The sequence below is a fragment of the Virgibacillus salexigens genome (assembly GCF_000723585.1).
In the GTDB taxonomy this organism is placed as follows: domain Bacteria; phylum Bacillota; class Bacilli; order Bacillales; family Amphibacillaceae; genus Virgibacillus; species Virgibacillus salexigens.
Window position 1 is genome coordinate 362,729 of the sequence record NZ_CCDP010000003.1, and the last position, 24,042, is coordinate 386,770.

The window sequence follows — 24,042 nt, forward strand, 5'->3', positions numbered from 1 at the left end:
ACCACCTACCTCATAACTCTTATTTGTGAGTGTGCAGTAATTCGATTTACAGAAAAAATCGGTACGACATCCAAATTGATATAAATTCTTCCCTCAAATCCATTTTCCATGATGGCATACTCACCGTTCTTAAGCCTTCCAAGAGTTATATATTCTTCAATCTTAGCCTCAATTATTTCTTGTATCTTTCTAATTTGGGATTCAGATTGTATGTTTCCAATAAAATATTGAAAGGTATTACTTAACTCCTGTATTAAATATTGAACGATCCTAAAATTTGATATATGCTTATGAACACTTCCAGAAGTACTAACAGCACATGTTGCATTGGAGCAAATGATACCGTTCTTTATACTTTCTCGAAATGTAACTACACCAATATTCTGAAATAAAATCAACTCTTCCTTATTCCAAACTTTTTCTAGTTTAATATTTAAGGTTTTATTCACCGGGCTTACACCTGGTTCAATTGACACAATCAAAGCTGCGTAAATTACTGCTGACGAATGATTTAAAGCCTGATCAGAAACTAACGAAATATATTTCCCCATTTCATGTATGTCAGTTATATCCTCGAAAGTAAGGTGTTGGATTACTTCTCTCAAAAATTGAATATCTTCGGCAGTGTCTATATCTAAGAATCCATGGATTAAATCACCCTGCAATTCTTTATCAGTCGCAAATTCGATAAAGGCGTCAATTTCCGATTGATCTTTATAATTAAATTCGTCTAGATAAATAAGATCAAAGGAATACGACTGCAAACATCTATAAACTGTTGAATAATCATTATCACGCATTCTCACAAAGATAACTGCAATAGAATCATCTACTTTCATTGCATCTTTATATCGCTCTATTAAAGGACCAGAACGGAATATACTCTCGGCTAATTTTAAATTATATATCAAGGTAGGTTCATATAATGGTCCTTCATATGATTCTGCAGCTATAATTAATCGTTTACCAACATCTATCCCATGATAATTATCAATTAATGGTAATCGATTATACTCAATTGTAGGAGATAGCATTTTGATCACTCTCTCTAACAGGTTCAAAATATGAATATATTTGATAGAACTCTGTTCTTCCTTTGTTTCCTCTTTGCGGGTCCGCTATGCTAATTACGTTTTTCTCTAGTATGGATAAAGGTACACCATTTTTCCATTCAGCTTCTATTAGGAGATCGCCTTCTTTTGGATTGATATCATGTTCTAAATAATAAACATAAGCTTTTGCAGATAGGTTGCCAATCTCAAAATTCTTTCTAGCTCTTACCAGAGATTCCGGAACCGATGATATTGTCCGCCTTGTTCTAACTTTTTCAATGTTTGTTACAAACCCCGTTCCAAAGCAATTCGGACAATCAGTTCTGGATTGCCCTCCACTTCGTTCAGAGTAACATTCGCAGCGAAATCGTTTGTCTCTGCGAATATAGATAGCATCATATCCATATTTATCTAATACATTCCTTAAATCTTTACGAATATCCATTAGATGTCCCTACTTTCAGGAGCTTGTACGCCTCCTCTGCTAGTTGCAGAAATAGGGTTACTATAGCCTCTTGCATTACGACCCATCAAAGCATCTTTCCAGAATTTTAATTCTTGCTCATTCTCTTTTATTAATCGTTGTAACACAATTACTTCTGGAGGTTCATCACTACCACTTGAAGAGCCAGTTGATTCTGTGCTTTTCTTCGTTACCTCAAAATCACCTAATACAAAACTGTCATTAGAACCCTCGACTGAGGTAATAGTTGTACTATCATCATCTTCTTCTCTTGTATAAATCATTTTAATAATCAATTGATTTAGAAGTTGATTTGCAGCCTGGTAAACTGAATATTTAGAAGCAGGAAAAAAAGTGTTATCTCTTTCAGTTAATAGTTGAAAACCTGTAAGATTTGCACTGGCTGTCATACGTAAGAGTTGATGAACTTTCTGTCCAGCATTGCGTAATGCTATATAAATGTCTTCCATTTTGAAGTAAAAAAATATATCTTTTAATATCGATTTTACTTCTAATGGACTTGCATATAATGGTGAATAAGAGGAGCTAAAATTTAAAGCGTAATTACCTCCTAGCTTTTCGCCAGTATTTACCGATTGAATTTGATTTGTAACATAAATGATATATGTGTGATTTGGTTTTAATCCCTCGTCTAAAGTTATGTGTACTTTATTTTCTTCTACCTTTAATGTTGTTGATATTTGGAAATCGAAAGGCAATACATATTTTGTGTTTTTAGCATATGGCTCCGTTTGATCCGTTTCAGAACTTTCCATATTAGCACTAGATTCAAATGTATTTACAATAATATTGTTTTTAACTGAAAACATTTCTGTTTCTTCATAAGAATTTCCATTTACCAATACTTTATAAATAATGAAATACACATCTTCTGAAAGGCCATTCAACTTATACTCATATTGATACGAATATCCATTATTCAATGTATTAAGTGTAACACTATCAACTACTACTGCGCTATCTCCGATTCCACGCTGTATGATAGCTGTAACTGGTTGATCTACACTCAGCACATTATCTCCTGTATCTTTTGTTACTATTTCTAATAATATTGTGGAATTGCTCGCTATTTCACCAATATTCTTCAACACCATCACCTACCTTAAATTCATTCCATTTAATTTTTTTCTTCGATGACATAAATACTTTTTGAAGAAACTGTATTTGGGTCGATTGACTGATTAAATTCAACTATAATATCTTCTATTTCTTGAATGTTCCTTGAGTCATTCGCTGGTGTACTGTTTATTATTTCAAGATTATCGATTGAAGCATTTTTAGTTTCGAATGCAAAATGTTGTTGAAGTGCTTCTATAGCGGAAGATTTACTTACCAATTTACTTTTCGTGCTTAATTTAACACCTTGATTATCTTTAGTTATCTTTTCTGTTACTTGTTTTTGACCATTATAATAGTATCGTATAGTAGGGCTATAATGACTTTTTCTACCATCTGCATCTACTGATCTAATACGTGCATAGTATCTTCCTTTATTATAATTTATATGAGGAGTAACACTCGTTTCATATATTGGAGTAGTAGAATTTGGCCAAATTAAGTTTTGAAAGTTGGTTGTATTAGATATTTCTAATTCATAATAAGCAGCATCTATTGAAGGTTTCCAATTAAAAGTTATATCATCACTGATTTCTACTAAATCACTTGGTGCCGTTAATATCGGTGGATTAATCTTTTCAGTCTGATTAGTATAAAATTCACAAATATACGTTTCTGCTAACTTAATTCCAGTAATATCCTCAATTCCATTGGTACCACCTAATAATTGAACTTGATAATGGGAATTTGGTTTCATATTTTGTAATGGTTTGATGGTTAAACGTTTGTTATTATATTTAAATTCAATACCTTCACTAACCTCTTCTGTGGAATTAAAAAGAATAATCTTTTCAGATGTTAGTCTCTTTTTGTTTATATCTAAAAAGAAGAAGATATCAATCTGTTGATCCAATGAAACATTATCGGATAAATGATATGGAAACGTCCTACTAACAAAATTCATTTTTCCACCTCCTCCTTTGCTCAATAATGCTTATAATTAGCACTTATAACAGATTTTTCTTGTGGAATTTGCTCAGACGAAAATATAATGTTTTTGTTAGAGATGTTAAGCGTATAGTCTATATTTTTACGCATGAACATGCCATCTTTAAATATCTGTAAGCTTTCAGGTAATGGTTGATGTAGCAGTGTGAAGACTTTATTAGTTCCATTTAATTCTCCTGCTGGTGTTTCATCGTAAGAAAACTTAGCACCAGAGAAGTCAGGCATTACACCTAACTTCTTTCTAAATGCAGGATAACCAGGATAAGATCGAACGATGGCCATATAGTACTCCCCCTTTATTTGAACAGAACAGCAAAATCATAAACTTCTGGCCGAGTAGTTCCTGAATATCGACAATCTACTTGTAGCTGAAAATATTTTGTTAAAGGCATATAAACTGGTGCATCTACATCTATTTTTATCCAACTATTTGTAGGACTTGTTCTATAATAAAAATCAACATAACTATTGCTATCAGGATTATTTTCATATTCAGACAAGATATAAAATTCTTCTGTAGCAACTGGAAGCTCCATAAAATTCGTTATCCATTGATCTTGATTGATTGAAAATCTTAATGAGTTTAATTCTGCTGTACTCGAAGAATCTCTATGGTTATTGTTAATGAAAGGTTCTGCAAAATAATAATTGTAGGGAGATACAAGCATAAGCATGTCGTATCTCTCTTTAGTTGTTTTTGTTTTTACAAACTCAGCAATGTTTCGTTGCATATTATTTAAATGAAAATCATGAAGTATTTGCCCATCTAAAAAAGTAATGCGTTCCATATGTTTTGGTACATCCATAATAGTAACCCCCTTTTAGAATGTGACCGACCAAGTAATTCGCATACCAGTATTTGCATCTTTTGTAACAGGACCTATACCTGATATGTTAAACATTTTACTAGTTGAAGCCTCTTTCTCATCAAACATGGCTACTTGGTATATTTCATGAGCTTCTTTGTTAAAGAAGTAAGTGATTACAACATTATCGCCACTTACAACACTATCTACATCGACTCTTTTTCCGTCTGCTTGTACATTAAATATTTCAGCATTTCCGTTTCTAGTTACTGAACTAACCTCAAATGATCCTTCTTTCGTTTTTGAAATAGCATTACTCAAAATAAAAGTTGATTCACCAGAAGATGTGAACGTTTCTGTTTTTTCTGTTCTTACAGCTCCTGGAACTCCTTTTGGAAAGTCAGCTATAAATTTTACTACGGTACCAGAATTTACTTTATACTCAATTGTTAATTGCCCTGGCGTATGCACTGGGACACCATTACTTGGGTTTGAACTAAATTGCATAATTCCTGCATTTGCGTTCATCATCCAAACATCACCAGATCCAATTCTCATACCACGATCTTGGATATTATAGGATACCACTTCATTTGTATTAGCATCTTCATGAACAACTCGAACTAACTCAACAATCGGAGCTGTACTCAACTGATAATTAAGATGCAAGTTATTATCTTGAACTTTTACTTCAACCTGATATTCATTACCATCCATAGGAATTTCAGTAAATTCAACTGTTGCAGCATTGGCATCTTTGATTGCAATATCATCCCCTACAACAAGGTCTTGATCTACTTCTTCACCTTCACCAGCTAATTTTTTTGCTGATATGATTTCTAAGAGTTTCTTTCCATTAACATCCAATGGATACACAACATCAATATTTGTGTCTCCATCCTTATCTCCAGATACAAAATTAGCAGTAATATTCTTAGTGGCCATTGGTATTGTAGGCAATACCTCCAATTCTGGCTTACCTTCTTCAATAACAGAAGGATATAATACAGGCATTCTTGCATTTTCAAACTCATTATCCATTCTAATTAAGGCCTTGTCCATTTGAGAGAATGAAACTGGCTGGTGCTCAGGATGGCTCTCCGGTTTACCGCCTAGCCCCATAAATCCAAGACCATACTGCTTCAAGTAGCTATAAGAAACCTCTACATTGGATTTAGATGTTTGAAAGCTAATTTCTCCAGTTGAATAGTTTATTGCATATTGTTTATTAGTATCGTTAGGTACATTTGCTCTAGTCCATTTTTCTCCATTTATAGAGACACTTTCTGTTCCTTCAATTAATTTACTCTGTTTACCCTGGAGTCCTTGATATTTTACCGTAAGAGCAGCTTTTGGAGCTTCTCTAAACTCAATAACCCCAACTTCAGCGTCTTTAATAAATACATCCTCATTTATAACTAAACTATTATCTCCAACTTGAACTGACAGTAATTCTGTAACGTCTTTCATATCAGTTATATTAAATGTTTTTTCCGTATTCGTTGATAATATGTCTTGACTGGCACTTTTTATTGATTCAGGTTGTATCTTCATATTATAAACAAAATAGCCTTCTTCGTTTGAGATACTATTTGTTTCACCTTTTTCAGTTTCTAAAACTCGACTTGTCTTAGCTGGGTTTGACATCATATTTGCAACTATTTCATTAGCACTCGTAACAACCAAATTCTTTTTTTCTTTAGTAAAAAAGATACCTTCTTCATTATATAATTCAAGTTTTACATTTCCTTTGGGATTCATTGCACTGACATCATTTAGCATGTGAACACCTCATAACCTTTTTAATTATTTGCCACCTTGAAATGGATCTCCGTTCTCATTAGTTAGTGTTATTGTCCAAGTAACACGTAAACCAGTTGCAAGATCTTTTCGTGCTTCTCCTACTCGAACTAGAGAAAATGCTTTAACAGGATAACCTGTAAATCCCTTAATATGATCATCCATTCTAGGACCATCAAACAGTCCCATTTCACGAATAGTTACACTACTATTTGGAACATTTTCTTCAAATTCAGCTACAAACTGAACACTACCTTTATCTAAAGCGTACCAAGGATACTCATTCACATCTTTTGGTTTTAATACAACTTGTCTTGAATAATTTGTGGGAACTCCTGGCTTTTCATCAGAGTAATAATATAACTCCAAGTTCGTTAAGATTTCATTGTTCATTAATTCCTGACTTATTAATACTGTTTTATTTGATGTGTCCTCAGGATCTAATACATAAACGTTATTAGTTCGAAGTTCTTGTATGTCTTCTTTAAATTTAAGAATAGATTTATTTTGATCTAACAATAGTAATTCTTTGGAAGGGTTAATAGTATAATCTGTCTCTAGAACATTCACTGTTTTTGTAATGTCATAATCTACAGTGATTACACTTCCCTCAGCTGGGGCAGATCCAAAATAAATGTAAGCATAATCGTCATATGAATTTAATTTATATTCATCACTACGGATTCCTTCGCTAATTACATTTCCGTCTACTTTCACAGTAATTGTTTCAATTCTTCCAAACGAAAGATCAAATCTTCTATTGGAACCATTTAAATCTCCAGATGGTGTCTCTCCTATAACCTGTAGTTCAATATCTTTTGTTATTAGGTTAGACACTTTTTCATCTTGCATAATTTGACCTGTAGTTTCGAATGATACCATCAACCCAGTCAATGCTCGATTGAAATATGCTTTTCCATAACGCTCGTCCATGTAATATTTACCTTCGGCAACTTCATCTAATGTCTCCACTTTTTCTAGTTTTACACTATTATAAGAGATTGCAACTGAACCTGGTTTAACAGGAGCATGTTCCAATTGAATAGTATAAGGGGCAACTGAAGTTGTGTTATAAGCAGTTGGCGTTATAAATTTATTAGTGAAGTTTTCAAATTCATGAATCAGACCATTCATATCTTTACTAAATGCATCCCATTTTAATCCGTTAATCGAAACAACAGGATTTGTTACAGTTGCATCTGCACCAGTGAATTTAATACTCACGTTTGACTGCTCTTCCTGATTTAAATTTTCGATCAAGAGATGATTTTCAGATACTTCTCCATCCGCTAAATCAGTGTCTAATGTCTCTATCGTTGTCTCTAATACATCATTTATAAAAACACCAATTTGTCCTCCATTATTGCTCGTTTGATACAATAATTCGAAATTGCTTATTTTCTGAGTAAATGTAATCTCATCGTTAACCTGAGTAGTTTGTTTTATCTCATCACCAGTGAATGAACCAGTATAAGTTAACCTTTCGTCTGCTAGTGATACATCATAATTTACACCATCACCTAAACCGATAAACAAGTTTGAAAAAGTAGAGTAGATTTCTGCAGATAATGGTGCAGTTGATGCATTAGCAGCAGAGTGCAAACTAAAAGCCTTTTGGTTCGGTTCTACTGATGGCTCCTCTTTCAAATACAATGTATTTGGATAATATGAATATTCAATATTAAATTCTTCATCATCAACTACATTCCATATATCGTTAGGGTGACTTACAATAATATTTGTATCATTTTCAACTTCAGTTATTTTATCAACCGACAAATGATACACCTTGCTTGAATCTGACCTAAGAGTTCTATTCTTATATAAAACTCGTGATGGATCTCCGCTAAATGCACGAAGTAAAATTTCTTCTGCACCATCCACCACCAAGTTAGGCTGATCGGCAAGGACTCCTACAACCTCTCCATTTGAGTTAATTTCTTCTATTTGAATATGACCTTTAGGTTTCATTGAAAATTCATCATGTAAACCTTCACGGCCTTTGTTGTTAGTTCTTTTTTGAAGAAGATTTAACTTATTTACAACACTATTTTTCTTAGGACCATCGGGTAAAGATGCAATTAATTTTTTAATACGTTCAAAATTCAAAACCAACACCTCGCATTATTTTTAAAGGAATCATGTTTATTGCCCTTTTAGGGTATTTGTTCCTAATATAAAATCTCCTAATGTTATATCTCCATTTAAATCACCTAGAAAATAAACTACGGACTCTTCTTCAGTCAGCGTGTATATATCATATGGCATTGGCAGCACTTCAGACTCTAAATGATCTTTTATCTTTCTAATACTTTGATCATAAATATTTGTTTTATAAGTATTTATAAAATCTCCATCAACGGATAACAGCATAGAATGATTAAGTTTAGAATAATCTACAGTTATATCTAAAGTGCTATGATCATATAGCATAATCTTTTGTAATGCTTTTCTTATAAAATCATATCTAGATGATTCTATATCTAAATTTTCTTCCAATTGAAGTTCCTTGATTTCTACTTCATTATTCTTATTTGTTATTGAAGACACTAAAATTGAATCAATCACTTCTAAAAGAAAAGATTCTTGATATTGTTTATAATTATTGGTAGAAATAATTGAAGATCTATCTTTGAAAGAACTAATATATGAACTCTCTAAACTGTTGCAAACGTTATTGTGCTCTAATACAGTAACTTCATAGGTCGTTGTTTCTTTATCCAATTGTACAGCCGTATTGAGTTTTTTTCTTTTAATTGTTAAATTCTCGTGAATATTAGAAAGGACTTCAATAAATTCAGTCGGAGCATAATCTATCCATAGCCCGATTTTACTTTCAATTAATGGCGTAAGGATCAAATCAGAAAAATCGACATGGTATTCAACATCTCTTTTTTTACAGTCATCTAAGAGTAAATCAATAATATCTTTTATTAAAATGTGCCTTTCATTCTCTTTTTCTTTTATAAGTTCGTATTGGCCTATTTGTTCTACAGTATCTACATTGTTTATATCATGCATCTCATGATTTAACTGAAGTTCCTGCTGATCAACAATCAAGAACGGTAAGTAAATGTCACTCAAAACGCTTTTAAACAAGTTATAGAATTGCTCATTTTTTTTGTATACAATTTCCTCATAGACGATAGGCTCTGATATTAATTTTACAGCATCATTTATACAAGACACAAAGCTATCATTAAGCTCAGAGTTATATAAGCTGGTAATTATAGCGTTTTTTATCTCTAGTTCATATATGCCTTGTAAAAGAATAGTTATTTCTTCTTCATTTCTCAAGATTGCTTCATATTCCGTCTCCTGAATAATGCGATCTAACTGATCATCCAGGAAAGACTCTAAAAGGATAGCAACGAAATCCTCTTGGTCCTCATTAAAACGATCTAATAATTTGTAACTTCTAACTAATTCAGCAAAGTAATTAACCGAACCAATTAAATCCTCATGTAAACCTTTTTTAATCGAAGATGATATAAGAGAGTTGACCTCTTCAATTACTGTTGATTTATTATACTTTTTATCATAATTCCTATTTAATAAAGGAGTTTTATCTTTAAATAATACTTGAATAGCATCTTCAACTGTTGAATTAATCGTATACTCTAAATTTGAATCATTTGCTGTTAAAAGCACATCAATGATGTCATGAAGTAACTCAAATAGTATCGTTTCATTATCGATTCCTTTAATGTTTGAATAGACCCAATCGCTTACTTTCGTATTAGATACTCCTCTAATACGAAAATGATTAAAGTCGTTAGCATCAACTTCATTAAAATGTTTATGAGTAACCCAATGGGATTCCTTCACTCCATGTGTGGCCATTGATAATTTGGAGCGAAGGCGGAATATATCCTTGTTTGGGTTATAATTTTCTTCTGAAATGCCTGTATCTATAATCTTCCTGTGTAGTGTAAAAAGTTCTTGATTATTTAAATCGATAGCCTTAAGACGGAGATATTGATTGTTGAACTCAGGTTGAAAAGTGAACGTTTTAAATAATCGATCAATATGTGAGTCCTTTACAGGTTGATTTCTCACCTTGCTCACCTCTGTTCATTACTTAGATTCTTTAGATTCACTTTTCTTTTTGGTTTGCTTTTTCGTATTTTTCTTTGGAGCTTGTTTTTCTTCTGTTTTCTTTTCTTCCTCTTTTTCCTGATTAGTGTCTTCTACTACGATCTCATTATTTTCTTCTACATCTAATGCAGTTGCTTCTACCTGTTGAGCACCTGGTTCTCCGCTACCTTCACCTGTTCCTGGTTCCGGATCTGGTTCCGGATCTGGCTCCGGATCTGGCTCCTGAGGTACTTCTGGAATTGCTACACTATTATTTTGCACAGAGTCAATTCGTTCTTGTGCTTTTCTACGTAAGATATCATACTTGGACATCCATTTATTTAAAGTGGCATCTGGAAATTTACCTTCATACAAAATCAATGCGGGAACATGTGCGCAGCAAGCATTACAAATACCTGTTAAATCTGTTGAGTCGTTATAGAATATTTTTTGTACAGGATTATCTAGAGTAATATATGTGTTTGTTTTTTCATCATAAAACCCACTCTTATTTCGTGCTAAACCAACTTTTAGATATTTCATGTTTTGTAATATCCTCCTTTAAATTAAAAGGACGAGCAACCTCTTATCGCTCGCCCTTCGGGTGTTTGTGGTTTCTATATATTTTTAATTAAACTACTTTAACTCTTTCTGGAATTGGATATGATTTTTCAAAGTTAATGTTTCTTGCAGCTGCTACTGCTTTACCTTCATTTAGGACACCAACACCATAACGTTCTTTAACTTTAATGGTTTGAATATCACGCATTGGATCATCGAATTGTTCTGTCGATAACGGGTCTTTTTCAAGTAAGATTCCGATATTGTTACGATCCACCACATACATATCGAACTTCTTCTGTTCATGATTAAATGGAGCAAACGGTGTAAAGTTTAGATTAATTGCAAATGGTATACGACCTTGTACTTGATCTGGTTTAATTGCAAGGTTAGTTACTTGAGAACCACCTAATGCAGCATGTGTAAGACTGTTCATAATATCATTTTTGAAGAATACAGACCACGTTAATGGATGCATAATAATATCCGTTGGATTGTATCCATTAGCCATGACAGCAATAAACATATCAATTAAATCTTCTGTAGATAATGTATTATTAGGGTTTCCTTCAAAGTCTAGTCCACTTGTACCTGCTTCTTTATAATCCTGGCGGATATCGTTATTAAATACAGTATGTCCATGTGCTGAAAATTGTCTGAAGATCTTCTCTTCTTTCAAACGAGACATAGCTGATCCAGCTTGACGTAACAAAATTCCAATAACATCCCATTGCGAATCACTAATCATTTCATCAGTTACACGAACAACCATACCTGATTTACCAACTTTAACCTCTTGTGTACGGTGTAGTTGGAAATCTGGAGATTCTTCTAGGTAACTTTGAGACTCACCAATATCATGTGCTCTCATAGCTCCAATGGAAGGAAACTCAATAGAACGTCCCTCAGTTAATCGAACTTTCTGAAGCAAGTCTGAACCAATATAGTTTGGTTCAGCAGCTTCTCGCATCATGCCAGTTACTACTCGTGGAAGTAAAATCTTAGCATCTTGTGTACTTAATGCTTCTTTAACAGTAACAAGTTTTTCTTTTGGAATCTGTGTTAAATCTTCTTCTAAGTTAAGTTGAGTCTCCATGCGTTCCAAGATATTTTTAGACTCTTCGCTCAGCTCTAAGTTTTCTGTATTGTACATTCATGTTCCTCCTTAATATCTTTCATTTGCTAGTGCATTACTTTTGAAGTAAAATTCGGACTGCACCGACAGAACCTTTCCAATCCCACCCAGTAGGCACACCAGGAAGTTGGCCAGTAGCTTTAAAGCTTGCTGTAACTTCTTGTGGAGAGTTACCGGTATTATTAACTTCGAGTGTAACTAAACCAGATTCATAGTGAATGTTGGCTGGTTCTACAACTTGACCGCCAACTTTAATCTCAACAGATCCCTCTACAAGAGGAGTTTTTTCAATGCGGTAATATTGTTTTCCGCTAGATCCAGGATTAACACTTCCTAAAAGAACATCTTTGAAAGGAACTTCAATTCTAGAACCATTTGTCAATCCAGGAATACCTTGCGGATAATATTTACTTGATTTTGCATCAAAGTTACGATATGTTTTTTCATAAGGATATCCAGGGAACTTATTGTCTTGAATATCATCTGCTGTCATACCACTAGAGCTATCTATTTCTGCAAGCTGTTCATCTGTTGATCCTACCCACTGTAACCATCCTTGAGGAGGAAGATTAGTTTCAACTGCCCAAACTTGGCCAATCACTTGCTCTTGAAGTCTTGAAATCTCAGCAATTGCAGCAAATTTTTGATCCGCAGTCGCTTCTGTGCTTTTTAATACATCACGTTGAGCCTCAAAATCAGCTACAATTAATCGTCCATTTTCATCTGACATCACATAGTCACCGTGTTTTACCGGCTTATCGATGTCTTTGTCATAAAAACTTCCCCATTCAATCTCTTCTGCATTAGCTCTCGAAGGAATGTAAGGCAATTCAATATAAATTTCATTTTCTACTGTAGGCTGCATACCATTAAATCCATCTACAAATTCCTCATAGAGATTTCCATATGCAACACCAATCGCTTTGTTTGCTGTACGGGTATGATCTTGTCCACTTTTCCCAACTTCAAGTACATCTTTACCGCCATTAGCTAAAGTAAGAACTGGTCGCTGCACATTAGCATCAAAATCATTGATTGTTCCATTTTTGAATTCTCCACCATCATCAGTTGAAATCGCAACTGCACGACCCTTAGGAATTACGACCCATCCATCTCCACCAAAGTGATATCGAAACAATCCTTTTAGGCGTGGATCTACTAAGAATTTTTCCCCAGGTGAATCATGGGTGCCTGCTTGCAATTTAGTATTACTACGAAAATATTGATCTTTTGTATCAAGAACAGGGGTTGCACCTTTAAATAAAGCCATTTGCTTCACTCCTTAATTGAATTAATATTACTTACCTTTGAACATTTTGGTGAATATCTTTACACTATCATCGTAAGTCATAGGATTTTTCTTATTTTGTTCATTTACTACAGATCCAGGATTGGTAACAGTAGTATCTTTTTCAACCCTTTTTTTAGATTCATTTAGTAAATCATTTAATGTATCTTTCAATGAATCCTCTGATCGTTTCTCATGTTCAGAAACTGCTTCCTCACGATCCACCCCTATCACTTCCGATTTGCGTAGAGATAGTTTTAGATCGACTACTTTTTCTGCTAAAGCTTTATGATTGGATTCAATCAATGTTGCTTTTTCTTGTAACAAGCGTTGCACCTCAGCTTCAGCAGTTTCAAGTTTGCTCTCCAGTTTTTGATTCTTCATGACAAACTTAGATAAGCTCTCTTGTAAGGAATTTATTTTGATCTGCGCTTCTTCTAGTTCATTAACTTCCTTGTTATTCTCAGTAATATCTTCAGAAGTTGATGATTTATCATCTGTTTCTATTGTTTCATCAACATCTTTTGTATTTTGAGATGGTTGTGTATTGTTCTCTTCAGATTCATTAGTTACATCTTCATCTGAAGTTGATTTATTTTCTGTTGTAGTGTTATCTTCATTAGTATTACTGGTCTGCAGGGTGTTTTCTTCATCCTCAAGCATATTAGTTTCACTCCCTTCTTTAACATTCGTTAGAAGATCCACCATTTGTTTTACATCCTCATTGAGATGTTCATAAAGATTAACCTCTGGATTCTCAGTGTTTTGATATAAACCTTCTGCCATTTGAATCACTTCCATGTTTACTTGCTCATTGGTATTACTTCCTGATTCGTCTACTACTTCTACAGAGCGATTGCCTGCATTTTCGTCGGCAGGTGTATTTACATAACTCACTTCTCGACCAAATGTGTTTCCGATAATAAAATGGCATTGTTGTTCGTCATATGTGTCTCCTGGAAAATGCCCGCAATATTCTTGTGTGCGGTCAGTTCCACAAATATTACAAGTTACTTTATCGGTGGAGGCACCAATGGAAACGGTTTGATATCGACCATCAAGTACTTTCTCAACAGCATCTGGATCTGTAATTTCTACGGTAAACATAAGTCCACTCTTACCTGATAAGGTTTGTTCTGCATATTCTGCTTTCAAGATTCTACCTATTGCTTCACCGTTGTATTGATTGTGATGTGTTAATACTGGTTTATTATAGGGTTGAGTCCAAGATTTAAGACCACCTTTTAGGCCTTCTTCTGTGTAGTACGTTGAATTTCTTGTTTTCCCTACATGAATAGCTTCCATCTTAACAATAAGCTTTCGGTTCTTTTTATCTTTTGCAGACTCATTCAGCATTTTAACTGTGTCAGGTTGAATCTTACCTACTAACTTCGTGTTTTCTTCTAAAGCGTTTTTTGATACTAATTTTTTGTTTTGATGTTCTTCAATTGTATATAACATCACATCTCACCTCCCTTAAATTTTGTAACCTCACACTCACAATTAGGGTGCCAAGGCGGTATTTTATAAAATATAGCAACTTCATCAAGAGATGAGAGTTGTTTCAAAGGAATAGGTTCTTTATTCTTTCTTTGGCATGCCTTACAATCACCTTCATAGTAAACAGATGCGTATTCTTCATCTTCTTGCATTAATACTAAGGAATATCCATAATTGTAGCTTTTTGCAAGTAATGTTTTAGCATTACTTTTAACACTTGAACGAACAGCTTCAAACGCTGAAGCAACACTAGACATTACATCTTTCTCACTTTCAAATTTATCTAAATTAGATTGAGTTATTGATGAAATGCGTGTTTCTATTCTATCTAGCTGTTCCTCTATTTCGGTTTTAATTGTATTATGAGCTAAAGACTCATTAATTTTTCCGACACCTTTAATCTTGGAATGTGCTTCATCTACGCCTTTATTAAATAAATAAATGGTTTGTTTTTGAAACTCATTTTGGAAACGATCTCTCTCTAATCGATTAAATGAAAATAAATTAGAAGACTCCTCTAAGGGAAATGTTAGCCTTTGTATTTTTGTTTCTATTTGTTCCAGCACACTTGCCTTCATATGATTAAATGCCTGATTTAGTGTTTCTTCTGTTTCCCATAAGGAATCAATCAAAGAACGCTTAAAATTCGTTTCTGATTCATTAGTAATGCCATTCATTGTATCTTTTGTAAACTCTGTTGCTCTTTTAGGGCCATCCTTTTTTCCGTGTTGATTTTGTGGTTGATTTTTATTCTGTGTTGCATTTGCAGCTGGATCAGAATCGGTAGCACCTATCATTTGATAACGTAAACGAGATTCATCAGCTGTAGGTTCCTGTCCCATATTCGCTCTCGTTTCTTCCCAAGTCTGAATATCACTAAGGAATTTGTGAATTTCATGATTTTCTTTTGCAATCAATCTTTCTTGCTCAATTTCATTGAATACGAAATCTACGTTAAAATCTGGATTGACTAAAGGATCATATCCACCCTCAATTAATAATTCATCAATAATAAATTTATCAATGGCTGTCTGAAGTACTTTTTGCCAACCCTTTACTCGGTCTGCTTTTTGTCCAGTCATAGCATCAGCAGTGTTGCGATTTGCCGTGTTACCTCTACCAAAATCAACTTGTGATAATCCCATTCCAGCAAATACACGATTTTCAAAATAATCTAGATACGGCCTTCCGTCAATGGCATCTACATTAACTGCTTCAACATTATGACGCTCAGGTATGACAAATATACTGTCCTCTGTCATTCCGTCAACTGTTGCTTGAACCTGTTCTATTTCTTCATCGGTGGCTTCAAATCCATCTTTATTTTCGCCTACTTTATATTTTAATAAAGGGAAAATGTGTTTATACAACAGTAAAGAAGCATTCTCTTCTACTTTTCGAAGAAGTCGTATATCCTCAATTACTGGAGCTAGCCAAGGATCACCGAAAGCAGATCCTGAACGTACATTAGTAGCAATATGAATGATATCCTCAGGATTAAATTCAATTGCATCTCCACCGCCCTCAACTTCTTGTTGATACTTTGTTACCGTCCCATTCTCATCTCTTGCAATTGAGATTGTTTGAGGTGGGAGAATAAAGTAACCAACTACTGGCTCTTTTGATGGAGGCACGGGAGTTAGGCTAACTCCAGGAGGTAGACCTGCACCATTTTTTGCACGTGCCTTAGCGATAAAACAATTGGATGACCAGACAATATCTCTAGCTATACCATGGAATAAACTTTCTACAGGAGTTCCAGTAGCTACTTCCATCATTTCAAGACGTAGTTTGAGATAATCTAATGCCTGTTCATTCTTTGATTTGAAGTTCCAACCGGATTTAAATATGAGCTCTTCATATTTCATAACCCCTTGAGTAAGATACCCGTCTTTTCTAATGGCATTAGCAATGGTAGTTAGGTCAACATCATGTGTTTCAAAGTTATCCCTACCACCTCCGCCACCAGAACTATTACTAATCTGATAACCCACCCTTTTCGCTTTGGCTGTTTTAGGATCTCGATTAATCGAACTCCTTGAACCAGAAGAACTTGAAGGAGATGTCGCATTATTAAATCTAATGTTATTGAACAAGTTATAAAATAATTTTGACAATCTATCTCCTCCTTCAATAACCTATATTTCCTTATATAAAGCTATAGAGCCTATTTTATTAATTCTTCAATAATTATACATGATACACTGTCATATGAGCTAAACCGCTGATAACGAGTATCCATTGGTACGAGCATACTCAGCAATCCAATTATCCGATACGTCGTTAGTTCCTTCTAAATCCTCAACTATTCTATAAAATAGTCTTATTTCTTCCTTTTTTTGAATTGCAGATAGCTGACGACCATAAAATACACTCTCATTTTTATAAATATTGATCATGTCTGTGACACTTTCATTATAATCTTTTCTTGTCTTTTGAATTGAATTAACAAGAATATCCGCTATGCGATCCGTTGATTTTCCACTTTCTTCGGGCTGTTCATATAGCCAGTCCTTAAGATCGTTATTTGCTTTGTTTACGATTTGTTGATAGAAATAATTTCGTTGTGATGTAAATGCCTCTTTCTTATCATCAATCATCATATACTGCTGCTTAATCGAGTTGTGTACAGATTTCATTTCTTTAAAACTCAGTATTAGATGTGATTTTAATGCTTGAACATTTTTTAAATCTGCTAATTGTCTTATAAGCATTTCTACATTTCCATCTATTAATTCTTGAGGATTATGAATAATCTCCTCTGCTCCTTCAATAATCGTTTCAAATTGAATAGCCCTGTTACGATGCACATATGCTATATCTCCCAACGATGTATGAAATGTATCTAAATTTCTTCTCTGCTTTTCAAGTTCTTCTATTTCCTTCTCAATTTCATCCAATTCACCATGCATCTGATTTTCATAAGCTTCTAATAACTTGTATTCAGATAGAATCCATGTCGATATAGAGTCTTTTTCTGCTTTAATTACTTTTTCAGTTTCCGTTTCAGAAGTGATTTGTGTTCGATAATGATTGTCAATGAATGTAACTTGTTTTTCTAGAGAAGCTTTCATATAAAATAACATTGAGTAAATCTCTAAATCTGCAGTTCCATCAAAACCACAATAAGTGTCTTCTACCTGAAAAGCTTTTTCTAATTCTCGTTCTTCTAACAAGATTAAATAATCATTAAATTGCTCCTTGTTTTGTCTGTTTTTAATAACTTCTAAAAGCGAGTTCATTCGATCAATTAGTTGCTGATAATCAATGATTGCTCTAGTTATTAAAAAATCTTGAGAACGATCTATTTTGTTTACTGTATCCGATCCTAAAGGGAACTTCGATTCTTTATCTGGATATTGCATGTTCGGTCTATAACTAATTAAATGCCTTTCATAATTGGTATCAATTCCAATGTCTCCATACCATGTTTTATGTTTATTCATCTAAAAACCACCCTTTTCAATATGTAACGCAGCTGATGCTGCGCTGGGAGAAGATATCTAGAAATAGATGCAGGGTATTATCTTCCACCTGCTTAAAACAGGGACAACGCATTAGTTCAGATATTCCTAAAACGTAGATCGCTTAAATCCTTTACTTCTACTAGATCCTCTTGCTCCAAATGATGATTTCGTTCTTTTCTTTGAATATCCCATAGGCACTTTTTCCATATACCAGTTTGGATTATCCTTAGGCTCTGGAATGCGTTTCTTTTTTGTTTGGAATACATCATCATTTCTTCCGAACGCTTTCTCACGGAGACGATCTGAATTGCCATGCTCTTTAACAAAAGCCTTTCTTGCTGGATTTATTTTCTCTAAAATTTTTGCGATATCAGGAAACTCAATGGTAAATCCAAGTATAGTTAACATAAATGCATCTAATGCATGCTCATTTTCAGATGTATATTCAGGTTTACCTGTTTTTGAAATACGTAATACTTGATAATCCATCATTTGCTTCCAGACCATATCATCAAAAGGAGAAAGGATTATTTGATCCCTTTCAAGCAATATGCTAGTTTGATTAACCATAAAGTTCTTTGCATCTTTTTTGTCTATCTCTCTGGACCCTGGATCACGTATTTCAATCTTCTCTGAAAAGTGAATTCGTTTTACTTTTTGCAACATACCGCTTTCTGGGTTATCTCTACCATGTTTTCTAAGTGCCTCTATTTGATATTCACCGTGACCGGCATCGATATAAAAGAATTTTGGATTCCAAATTGTGTTTATCTCGATTAGTTTTTGTACTGCATTGTCGTATGTCCATTCTCCTCTGGTTATTTCATAACGTTTTGCTACTCTAAATTTTTTCCTTAATTCATCAAATTCCGTTACAATAATTTGAGTCGCTGCACCAAATTTATCCCAGTCAGTTCCTACGATACGCACAGCAGGAGGAGCTTGATTTTTCATCGTATATTCCGGCATATACGTTATATCATTTAAATCAATACCACTCTTTTTATATTGTGCTTTTTCATAAACATTCAGTTCACGATAAGCATATAAAAATTGAGATTTTGCCCTTTCTACGGCAGCTTTATTAAATACTCCAACAGTTTCTTCACCAAACTCGGCTTCTACTTCGTGAATGTAACCTTGTTCGGTCATGGTAGCACGCATTTCCGCTTCCATGGTTTCATCAAAGTCAGGGTTTACCATAGAAGGAAAATGATAAGCTTTATAACCTGTGTCCGGATTCGTACATACATCGTAAAAAAAGTCACGCTTACCAGTAGGTGTGGAAGATACCCATATACCAATTCGCTTTGGATCTTCCATAGCGATAGCTGTAACGGCATCAATACCATCCCTATTCATATAGTCAATCTCATCCATGAATATAAAATCAGCACGCTGACCACGTACACTAGCGCCGCTTTGTCCTTGTGTAGCTCCAACTGTAAAACCCATGATTTTTGAACCATTATTGAAAGATGTAATAAAAGGATTTTTCGTTGAACTAGAAGAATTAGCAAGTTCATCACAATCATTTATTAACTCTTGCAAACGCATAAATATTAAACGGACTTGATGTTCATAAGGAGTAGTAATTAAAAGTCGTGCATTTTTATGATGAAAGGCGTACCATAAACAGAATACAACCATTGTTTCTGTTTTACCTACACGTCTTCCCATACGAGCTGCAATTCTCCGAGTGCCATTCATGATATCTTTGATCATGTCTTCTTGATACCATCTGGCTTTCCATGGATTTCCTTTAGGATCTTTTAATTTCCAATAAGCCCACTTCACAGGATCGGAGCGAATCTCTCTTTCTACTTCCTGCATTTCTTCTTTATCTAAAATAGCTTCCTCACTCATTAGGTTGAATCACCCTTTTCTATTAGGAATCAACCATAGTATCTGTCATACCACCAATTGCTCCACCAACAGCGGCACCAACTCCATATGTTAATGCCTTTCTCCAACCAGAACCAAAACTTTTATTATATGTTCTAACTGAAGGACTATTATTAAAATTATCACGAAGTTGAGCCCTAGCATCATTTCTTGCTGTATCAGACATTGAATTATTTCTTAGCTGCACTGATTGATTTCTAAACTTGCGCATTTGACGCTTTGCACCTAAACTTACACCTGCATGAACAAATCCTGCAGATGCTGCTGTTGCCGCAGCACCAATTGCCATCCCATTAACAGCACTATCTGGATTTACTTTTTGATAGGATTCATTGCTATTCATATACATGTGTTATTCACCTCTTTTAATAAACTCGTTGAGCTCCTCTAGCATGATTTGCCATATTAGCAGTAACATGTTGGCGTGCTTGTTGAATTTGATTTAACCCTTGATATTGCATAGACTGTTGGGCTTGAGAGGATTGATAGTTGCTTCCAAACCTGTTTCGGTTTGCATGAAATTTTGCTTTTTTCTGTTCTGCGGCGTTGATTAAATCAGGTGCTACCTGTACAGCTGCCGCACCAGCAGAAATTGCCAGACCTCCAAGAAGACCACCAGGGGCCATTGACCATACTGCGTTTGTTAGTAATGCTTTACCAACTGCCACTGGTGCGGACTCGCCCTCTTTCATACGCATATAAGAGTCTAATCCTACGAATCCAACTCCAAGCCCTGTATTTATTTTATCTAACTTATTTATAGAGCCTCTGCCATTCGCAGGCTCTTGTTGAGTTGCCATACATTACCCTCCATGTCTAAGATTGTGCAAGGCAAAAGCCAGATCGCCATTTGCTTCTATTCCTGTATAATTTGGCGTATAGTCTAACCCGTCTCCTCTTGATCCAGGCAGAGATTCAGGTTCTCTCATTTGCGCTTCATTTTCTAATCTTTGATATGGAGCAGAGTATATTTGATGTCCGCCAAATCCTACAGCACTTACTCCCATAGCTATTTTTCCTTTACCACCCACGGTTCGCCCAGTCCATAAATTATTTAGATTCCTTTGATCTACCTTTTTAATAAAAGGCTCTTTGGGATTAAATTCTTTTGCAAGTCCTTTCATAAATCTTTTCATGCCTTATCCCCCTATACCATAGGAATTCCTACAATATCGCTTTGGCCTTTGCTATTTCGATATGCAGAACCGCCACTTGCTGTACGATAAGCAGCATCTCCAGCGATGTAAGCAGAACCAGCTAGTGCCGCCGCACGTTTCTTACTAATTGTTCCCGAGTTAAATTTATGAGATGTTCTTTCACTTGGACTAAGCTTATCGTAGGCTTGTCTAGCTTCTTTGTTTCGAATAGCATACGTCATTGGTCTTCCATCTCCAGTGACCGTATTTTTGACATCTCCATAAAGTGCCTTAAAACCATTTACTGCTTGATTTGAGAATAACTTTGGGTTCAAGAGAATCACTCCTCCTCGTTATAATCTATAGGTTCAACATCAATGATGTCGTCTTCTTCTGGCATTTTCATATTCATCTTCTTGTAATAGGCTTTTTTAGCTTCGTGTTCCGACTGCTTATTTTTTTCCATGTCTTGATTTACTTTAACCATTTCAGCTGCTTGTACAGATGGATCTTGTTTGATGGTTAACTTTTGACCTTCTTTATCTTTTCTTGTTGAGTTCAACAATTGGTAGGATTTATTCTTGCGGTTGATTAGTTTTTCTTTGTAGTCTGTTAGAGGATGAAGTTCTTGCCTCGTAATCGGTTCCCCATCTTCACTCATTCCTACTGTGTTATTAACGATATAATCTGCGTCCCAAGCCATCTTATTATCACAACGAAGCAAGCCAATATCTGCATCTACAAGATCTTTTACGATCATTAAGTCAATTGTGTCACTTGCTTTTCTATTCTCTAGATCTATTTCGAAATGTTCAGCATATCGTTCAAATAGGTCTTCGATTGCAGCAATTTCAATGGGGCACTTCTCGCCATATGGAGCTTTCTCCATCTCTACTAGAGGACAAGAGTGAGAATAAGGACACGCCTCCGCTTTACAAATGATCGGAACTGACGCATATAGACCATGCTTTGTATTTCTGAGTCTTTTAGCTACTTGAATAGCTTCAACAGCATCTGGATTAGAAGTCCATGCTGTATGGTCTAATTCTTTCGCACTTGCAGATATAGCAGCTAATCCAGCTTCTGTTTTAGGTCCTGTCTTGCTCATAGAAATTCCTCCTAAATATAAAAGGGCATACTCACTCGATCCCCCTTAACCTGCTGGTGCTTTGTGAGGCGGTGCAGTTGCCCGTTCTTTAATTTTACAATACCTGTATTTTTTAAGAAATTTTTCTAAGAAGGAATAAAAAAAGCAGGATGCTTCTAATGCATCCTGCTACAGTGACGGTCGTACCCATTGTTAATGTTTTGCTTTGTTATTCTTTTTTTTGCACTTTTACTGCTGTTTTTCCTTTTGCTTTAGTTCCTCAATATACGCCTTCTCTTTTGCTTCTTCAGTTATCGCTTTTTCAAGAAGTCTTCTGATTTCATATGCTCTATCATTTGGCTTGATGTCCTTAAAATGATTTCGTAGCAAGTCGTCATTCTTTCGAATTCGAGCTACAAGCATATTATTGTCTTGCGACATGCGGTTGCATCTCCTTCACAGGACTTACATACTCCTCTAATACTTTCTCTTGACCAAGCTCATCTGATAACTCAAGAACACCATACATATAAAATCCTAGAAGGTTCGTAAATTGGGAATTTTCCATTATAATAAATCCTTGGATATTTTCTTTTTCAAAGTTCTTGCCAACTTCCTTTGCGTAGACATGAGCCCCCCCACCAGTGGCAATAATCAATTGTAACCGGTTAGACTCATTTCCCCATGCTGTTGTAATTGAATCAGCAATAGGTTTAGCTCGATCAGCAATAACAGCTTGAATTTCATCTGATACATCAAAGTCAGTATTTCTATATTTAATATTTCCAGTCTGAATCGCATAGTCTAAATCCTGATCTGACGGGTGGAACATATAACCCATATCAGCGAATTTTAATTCGATAGATCTGCGAAGACGCTTATATACTTCTGTTACTCCAATTGTTGATTTATTTTTTGTGTCATCTTCTAGTACAACCCCATTACGGAATAAAGCATAATCCGTAGATACATGTCCGAAGTCAATGACTCCTAAATATTCTGCACGATGTTCAGACGGTGCTAAGAAGCTTTCTTCATCAAAGCGAAATTGATTGTATGTAACGGTACCTTCTGGTTGTCTTAACACAACTACGCTTTTGACTTTCACGTCTTTTTTAATGCTATTTTTACTGTCTAAATAGAACTCTACGGTAAAGTCTTTACTTAAGAATGATTCTAAGTCTTCTTTAATCTTCATGTCGTAATCTGTATTCGGAAGCCCCGTAACAATAGTAACTTCATATGTTCCACTTTTATCAGGAAGGCTTAACCCAATTCCTGTATGGAAAAGAACCCTACTCTTTTCATCATTGGCACGATTACGTTTTTCAGTACGCACGTTTACATTTTCTTCTACTGGCATACCTAAAGCATTATCTCCAACGAAATATGTTCCTTCTTCCGTTTTCACCACTAATTCTTGTATGTTTATTTCACTAGAGGATAGCAATGGACGGCTTGCTGGTGTCCCACTAACTACGCCACTTGGTATTACATGTGGCTCTGGCTTTGCATTTGACATATACTTTAAACCACCAAAACCTACGTCTACCCCTACTAAATATGGCACCTTCTTCTCTTTCGTCATTCCCTATTTCTCCCTCCAGTATAATATGTTTAAATTGTTAACATTTTGAACATATTCCTAGTTTACCTATAAATGCTGATAGATGCAAGTAT

23 protein-coding genes are annotated in these 24,042 nt (G+C 34.8%); all 23 read right to left on the reverse strand.

Annotated elements, in window-relative coordinates:
- Positions 1-5 precede the first annotated feature (5 nt).
- The gene (locus BN990_RS19875; protein WP_038246667.1) at positions 6-1,034 is read right to left on the reverse strand and encodes a hypothetical protein; all 1,029 of its coding nucleotides are present in this window, start codon (positions 1,032-1,034) and stop codon (positions 6-8) included.
- A complete protein-coding gene (locus BN990_RS19880) occupies positions 1,015-1,497 on the reverse strand; it encodes a hypothetical protein (RefSeq protein WP_038246670.1) in 483 nt (160 codons plus the stop codon). The genes BN990_RS19875 and BN990_RS19880 overlap by 20 nt, the downstream gene beginning before the upstream one ends.
- Positions 1,497-2,624: an Ig-like domain-containing domain gene (locus BN990_RS19885; RefSeq protein ID WP_038246672.1), complete on the reverse strand. Its 1,128-nt coding sequence runs from the start codon at positions 2,622-2,624 to the stop codon at positions 1,497-1,499. Before BN990_RS19885 ends, BN990_RS19880 begins: the two co-directional genes overlap by 1 nt.
- 29 nt (positions 2,625-2,653) lie before the next feature.
- The gene (locus BN990_RS19890; protein WP_038246677.1) at positions 2,654-3,556 is read right to left on the reverse strand and encodes an Ig-like domain-containing domain; all 903 of its coding nucleotides are present in this window, start codon (positions 3,554-3,556) and stop codon (positions 2,654-2,656) included.
- 20 nt (positions 3,557-3,576) lie between these two features.
- The gene (locus BN990_RS19895) at positions 3,577-3,882 is read right to left on the reverse strand and encodes a hypothetical protein (protein WP_038246682.1); all 306 of its coding nucleotides are present in this window, start codon (positions 3,880-3,882) and stop codon (positions 3,577-3,579) included.
- Positions 3,883-3,896: 14 nt separating this feature from the next.
- Positions 3,897-4,406: a hypothetical protein gene (locus BN990_RS19900; RefSeq protein ID WP_038246687.1), complete on the reverse strand. Its 510-nt coding sequence runs from the start codon at positions 4,404-4,406 to the stop codon at positions 3,897-3,899.
- A 15-nt stretch (positions 4,407-4,421) separates the two neighbouring features.
- Positions 4,422-6,188, reverse strand: coding sequence for a hypothetical protein (locus tag BN990_RS19905; protein WP_038246689.1), 1,767 nt, complete (start codon positions 6,186-6,188; stop codon positions 4,422-4,424).
- A 24-nt stretch (positions 6,189-6,212) separates the two neighbouring features.
- A complete protein-coding gene (locus BN990_RS19910) occupies positions 6,213-8,315 on the reverse strand; it encodes a hypothetical protein (protein ID WP_038246692.1) in 2,103 nt (700 codons plus the stop codon).
- Between the two features lie 36 nt (positions 8,316-8,351).
- A complete protein-coding gene (locus BN990_RS19915; protein ID WP_038246694.1) occupies positions 8,352-10,265 on the reverse strand; it encodes a hypothetical protein in 1,914 nt (637 codons plus the stop codon).
- Between the two features lie 18 nt (positions 10,266-10,283).
- Positions 10,284-10,826 (reverse strand): hypothetical protein, encoded by a 543-nt coding sequence (locus tag BN990_RS19920; protein ID WP_038246697.1) that lies wholly within the window; start codon positions 10,824-10,826, stop codon positions 10,284-10,286.
- A gap of 88 nt (positions 10,827-10,914) precedes the next feature.
- On the reverse strand, positions 10,915-11,997 hold the full coding sequence (locus tag BN990_RS19925; RefSeq protein WP_081856193.1) for a phage major capsid protein: 1,083 nt from the start codon (positions 11,995-11,997) through the stop codon (positions 10,915-10,917).
- Positions 11,998-12,034: 37 nt separating this feature from the next.
- Positions 12,035-13,249 (reverse strand): hypothetical protein, encoded by a 1,215-nt coding sequence (locus BN990_RS19930; protein WP_038246699.1) that lies wholly within the window; start codon positions 13,247-13,249, stop codon positions 12,035-12,037.
- 27 nt (positions 13,250-13,276) lie between these two features.
- Complete coding sequence (locus BN990_RS21665) at positions 13,277-14,728, reverse strand: hypothetical protein (protein WP_051739349.1); 1,452 nt, start codon at positions 14,726-14,728, stop codon at positions 13,277-13,279.
- Entirely contained in the window at positions 14,728-16,884 is a 2,157-nt protein-coding gene (locus tag BN990_RS19940; RefSeq protein WP_038246702.1) for a hypothetical protein, read from the reverse strand. Before BN990_RS19940 ends, BN990_RS21665 begins: the two co-directional genes overlap by 1 nt.
- Positions 16,885-16,983: 99 nt before the next feature.
- Entirely contained in the window at positions 16,984-18,213 is a 1,230-nt protein-coding gene (locus BN990_RS19945) for a hypothetical protein (RefSeq protein ID WP_038246704.1), read from the reverse strand.
- A gap of 126 nt (positions 18,214-18,339) precedes the next feature.
- The gene (locus tag BN990_RS19950; RefSeq protein WP_038246707.1) at positions 18,340-20,100 is read right to left on the reverse strand and encodes a phage terminase large subunit family protein; all 1,761 of its coding nucleotides are present in this window, start codon (positions 20,098-20,100) and stop codon (positions 18,340-18,342) included.
- Positions 20,101-20,122: 22 nt separating this feature from the next.
- Positions 20,123-20,488 (reverse strand): hypothetical protein, encoded by a 366-nt coding sequence (locus BN990_RS19955; RefSeq protein ID WP_038246710.1) that lies wholly within the window; start codon positions 20,486-20,488, stop codon positions 20,123-20,125.
- A gap of 16 nt (positions 20,489-20,504) precedes the next feature.
- Complete coding sequence (locus BN990_RS19960; RefSeq protein ID WP_038246712.1) at positions 20,505-20,939, reverse strand: hypothetical protein; 435 nt, start codon at positions 20,937-20,939, stop codon at positions 20,505-20,507.
- A 3-nt stretch (positions 20,940-20,942) separates the two neighbouring features.
- Entirely contained in the window at positions 20,943-21,275 is a 333-nt protein-coding gene (locus BN990_RS19965; protein ID WP_038246716.1) for a hypothetical protein, read from the reverse strand.
- 11 nt (positions 21,276-21,286) lie between these two features.
- Entirely contained in the window at positions 21,287-21,610 is a 324-nt protein-coding gene (locus BN990_RS19970) for a hypothetical protein (protein ID WP_038246719.1), read from the reverse strand.
- A gap of 5 nt (positions 21,611-21,615) precedes the next feature.
- Positions 21,616-22,383, reverse strand: coding sequence for a hypothetical protein (locus BN990_RS19975; RefSeq protein WP_038246722.1), 768 nt, complete (start codon positions 22,381-22,383; stop codon positions 21,616-21,618).
- Between the two features lie 228 nt (positions 22,384-22,611).
- Positions 22,612-22,803, reverse strand: a complete 192-nt coding sequence (locus BN990_RS19980; RefSeq protein ID WP_038246725.1) for a hypothetical protein — start codon at positions 22,801-22,803, stop codon at positions 22,612-22,614.
- Positions 22,787-23,950: a ParM/StbA family protein gene (locus tag BN990_RS19985; RefSeq protein WP_038246728.1), complete on the reverse strand. Its 1,164-nt coding sequence runs from the start codon at positions 23,948-23,950 to the stop codon at positions 22,787-22,789. Before BN990_RS19985 ends, BN990_RS19980 begins: the two co-directional genes overlap by 17 nt.
- Between the last annotated feature and the right edge of the window lie 92 nt (positions 23,951-24,042).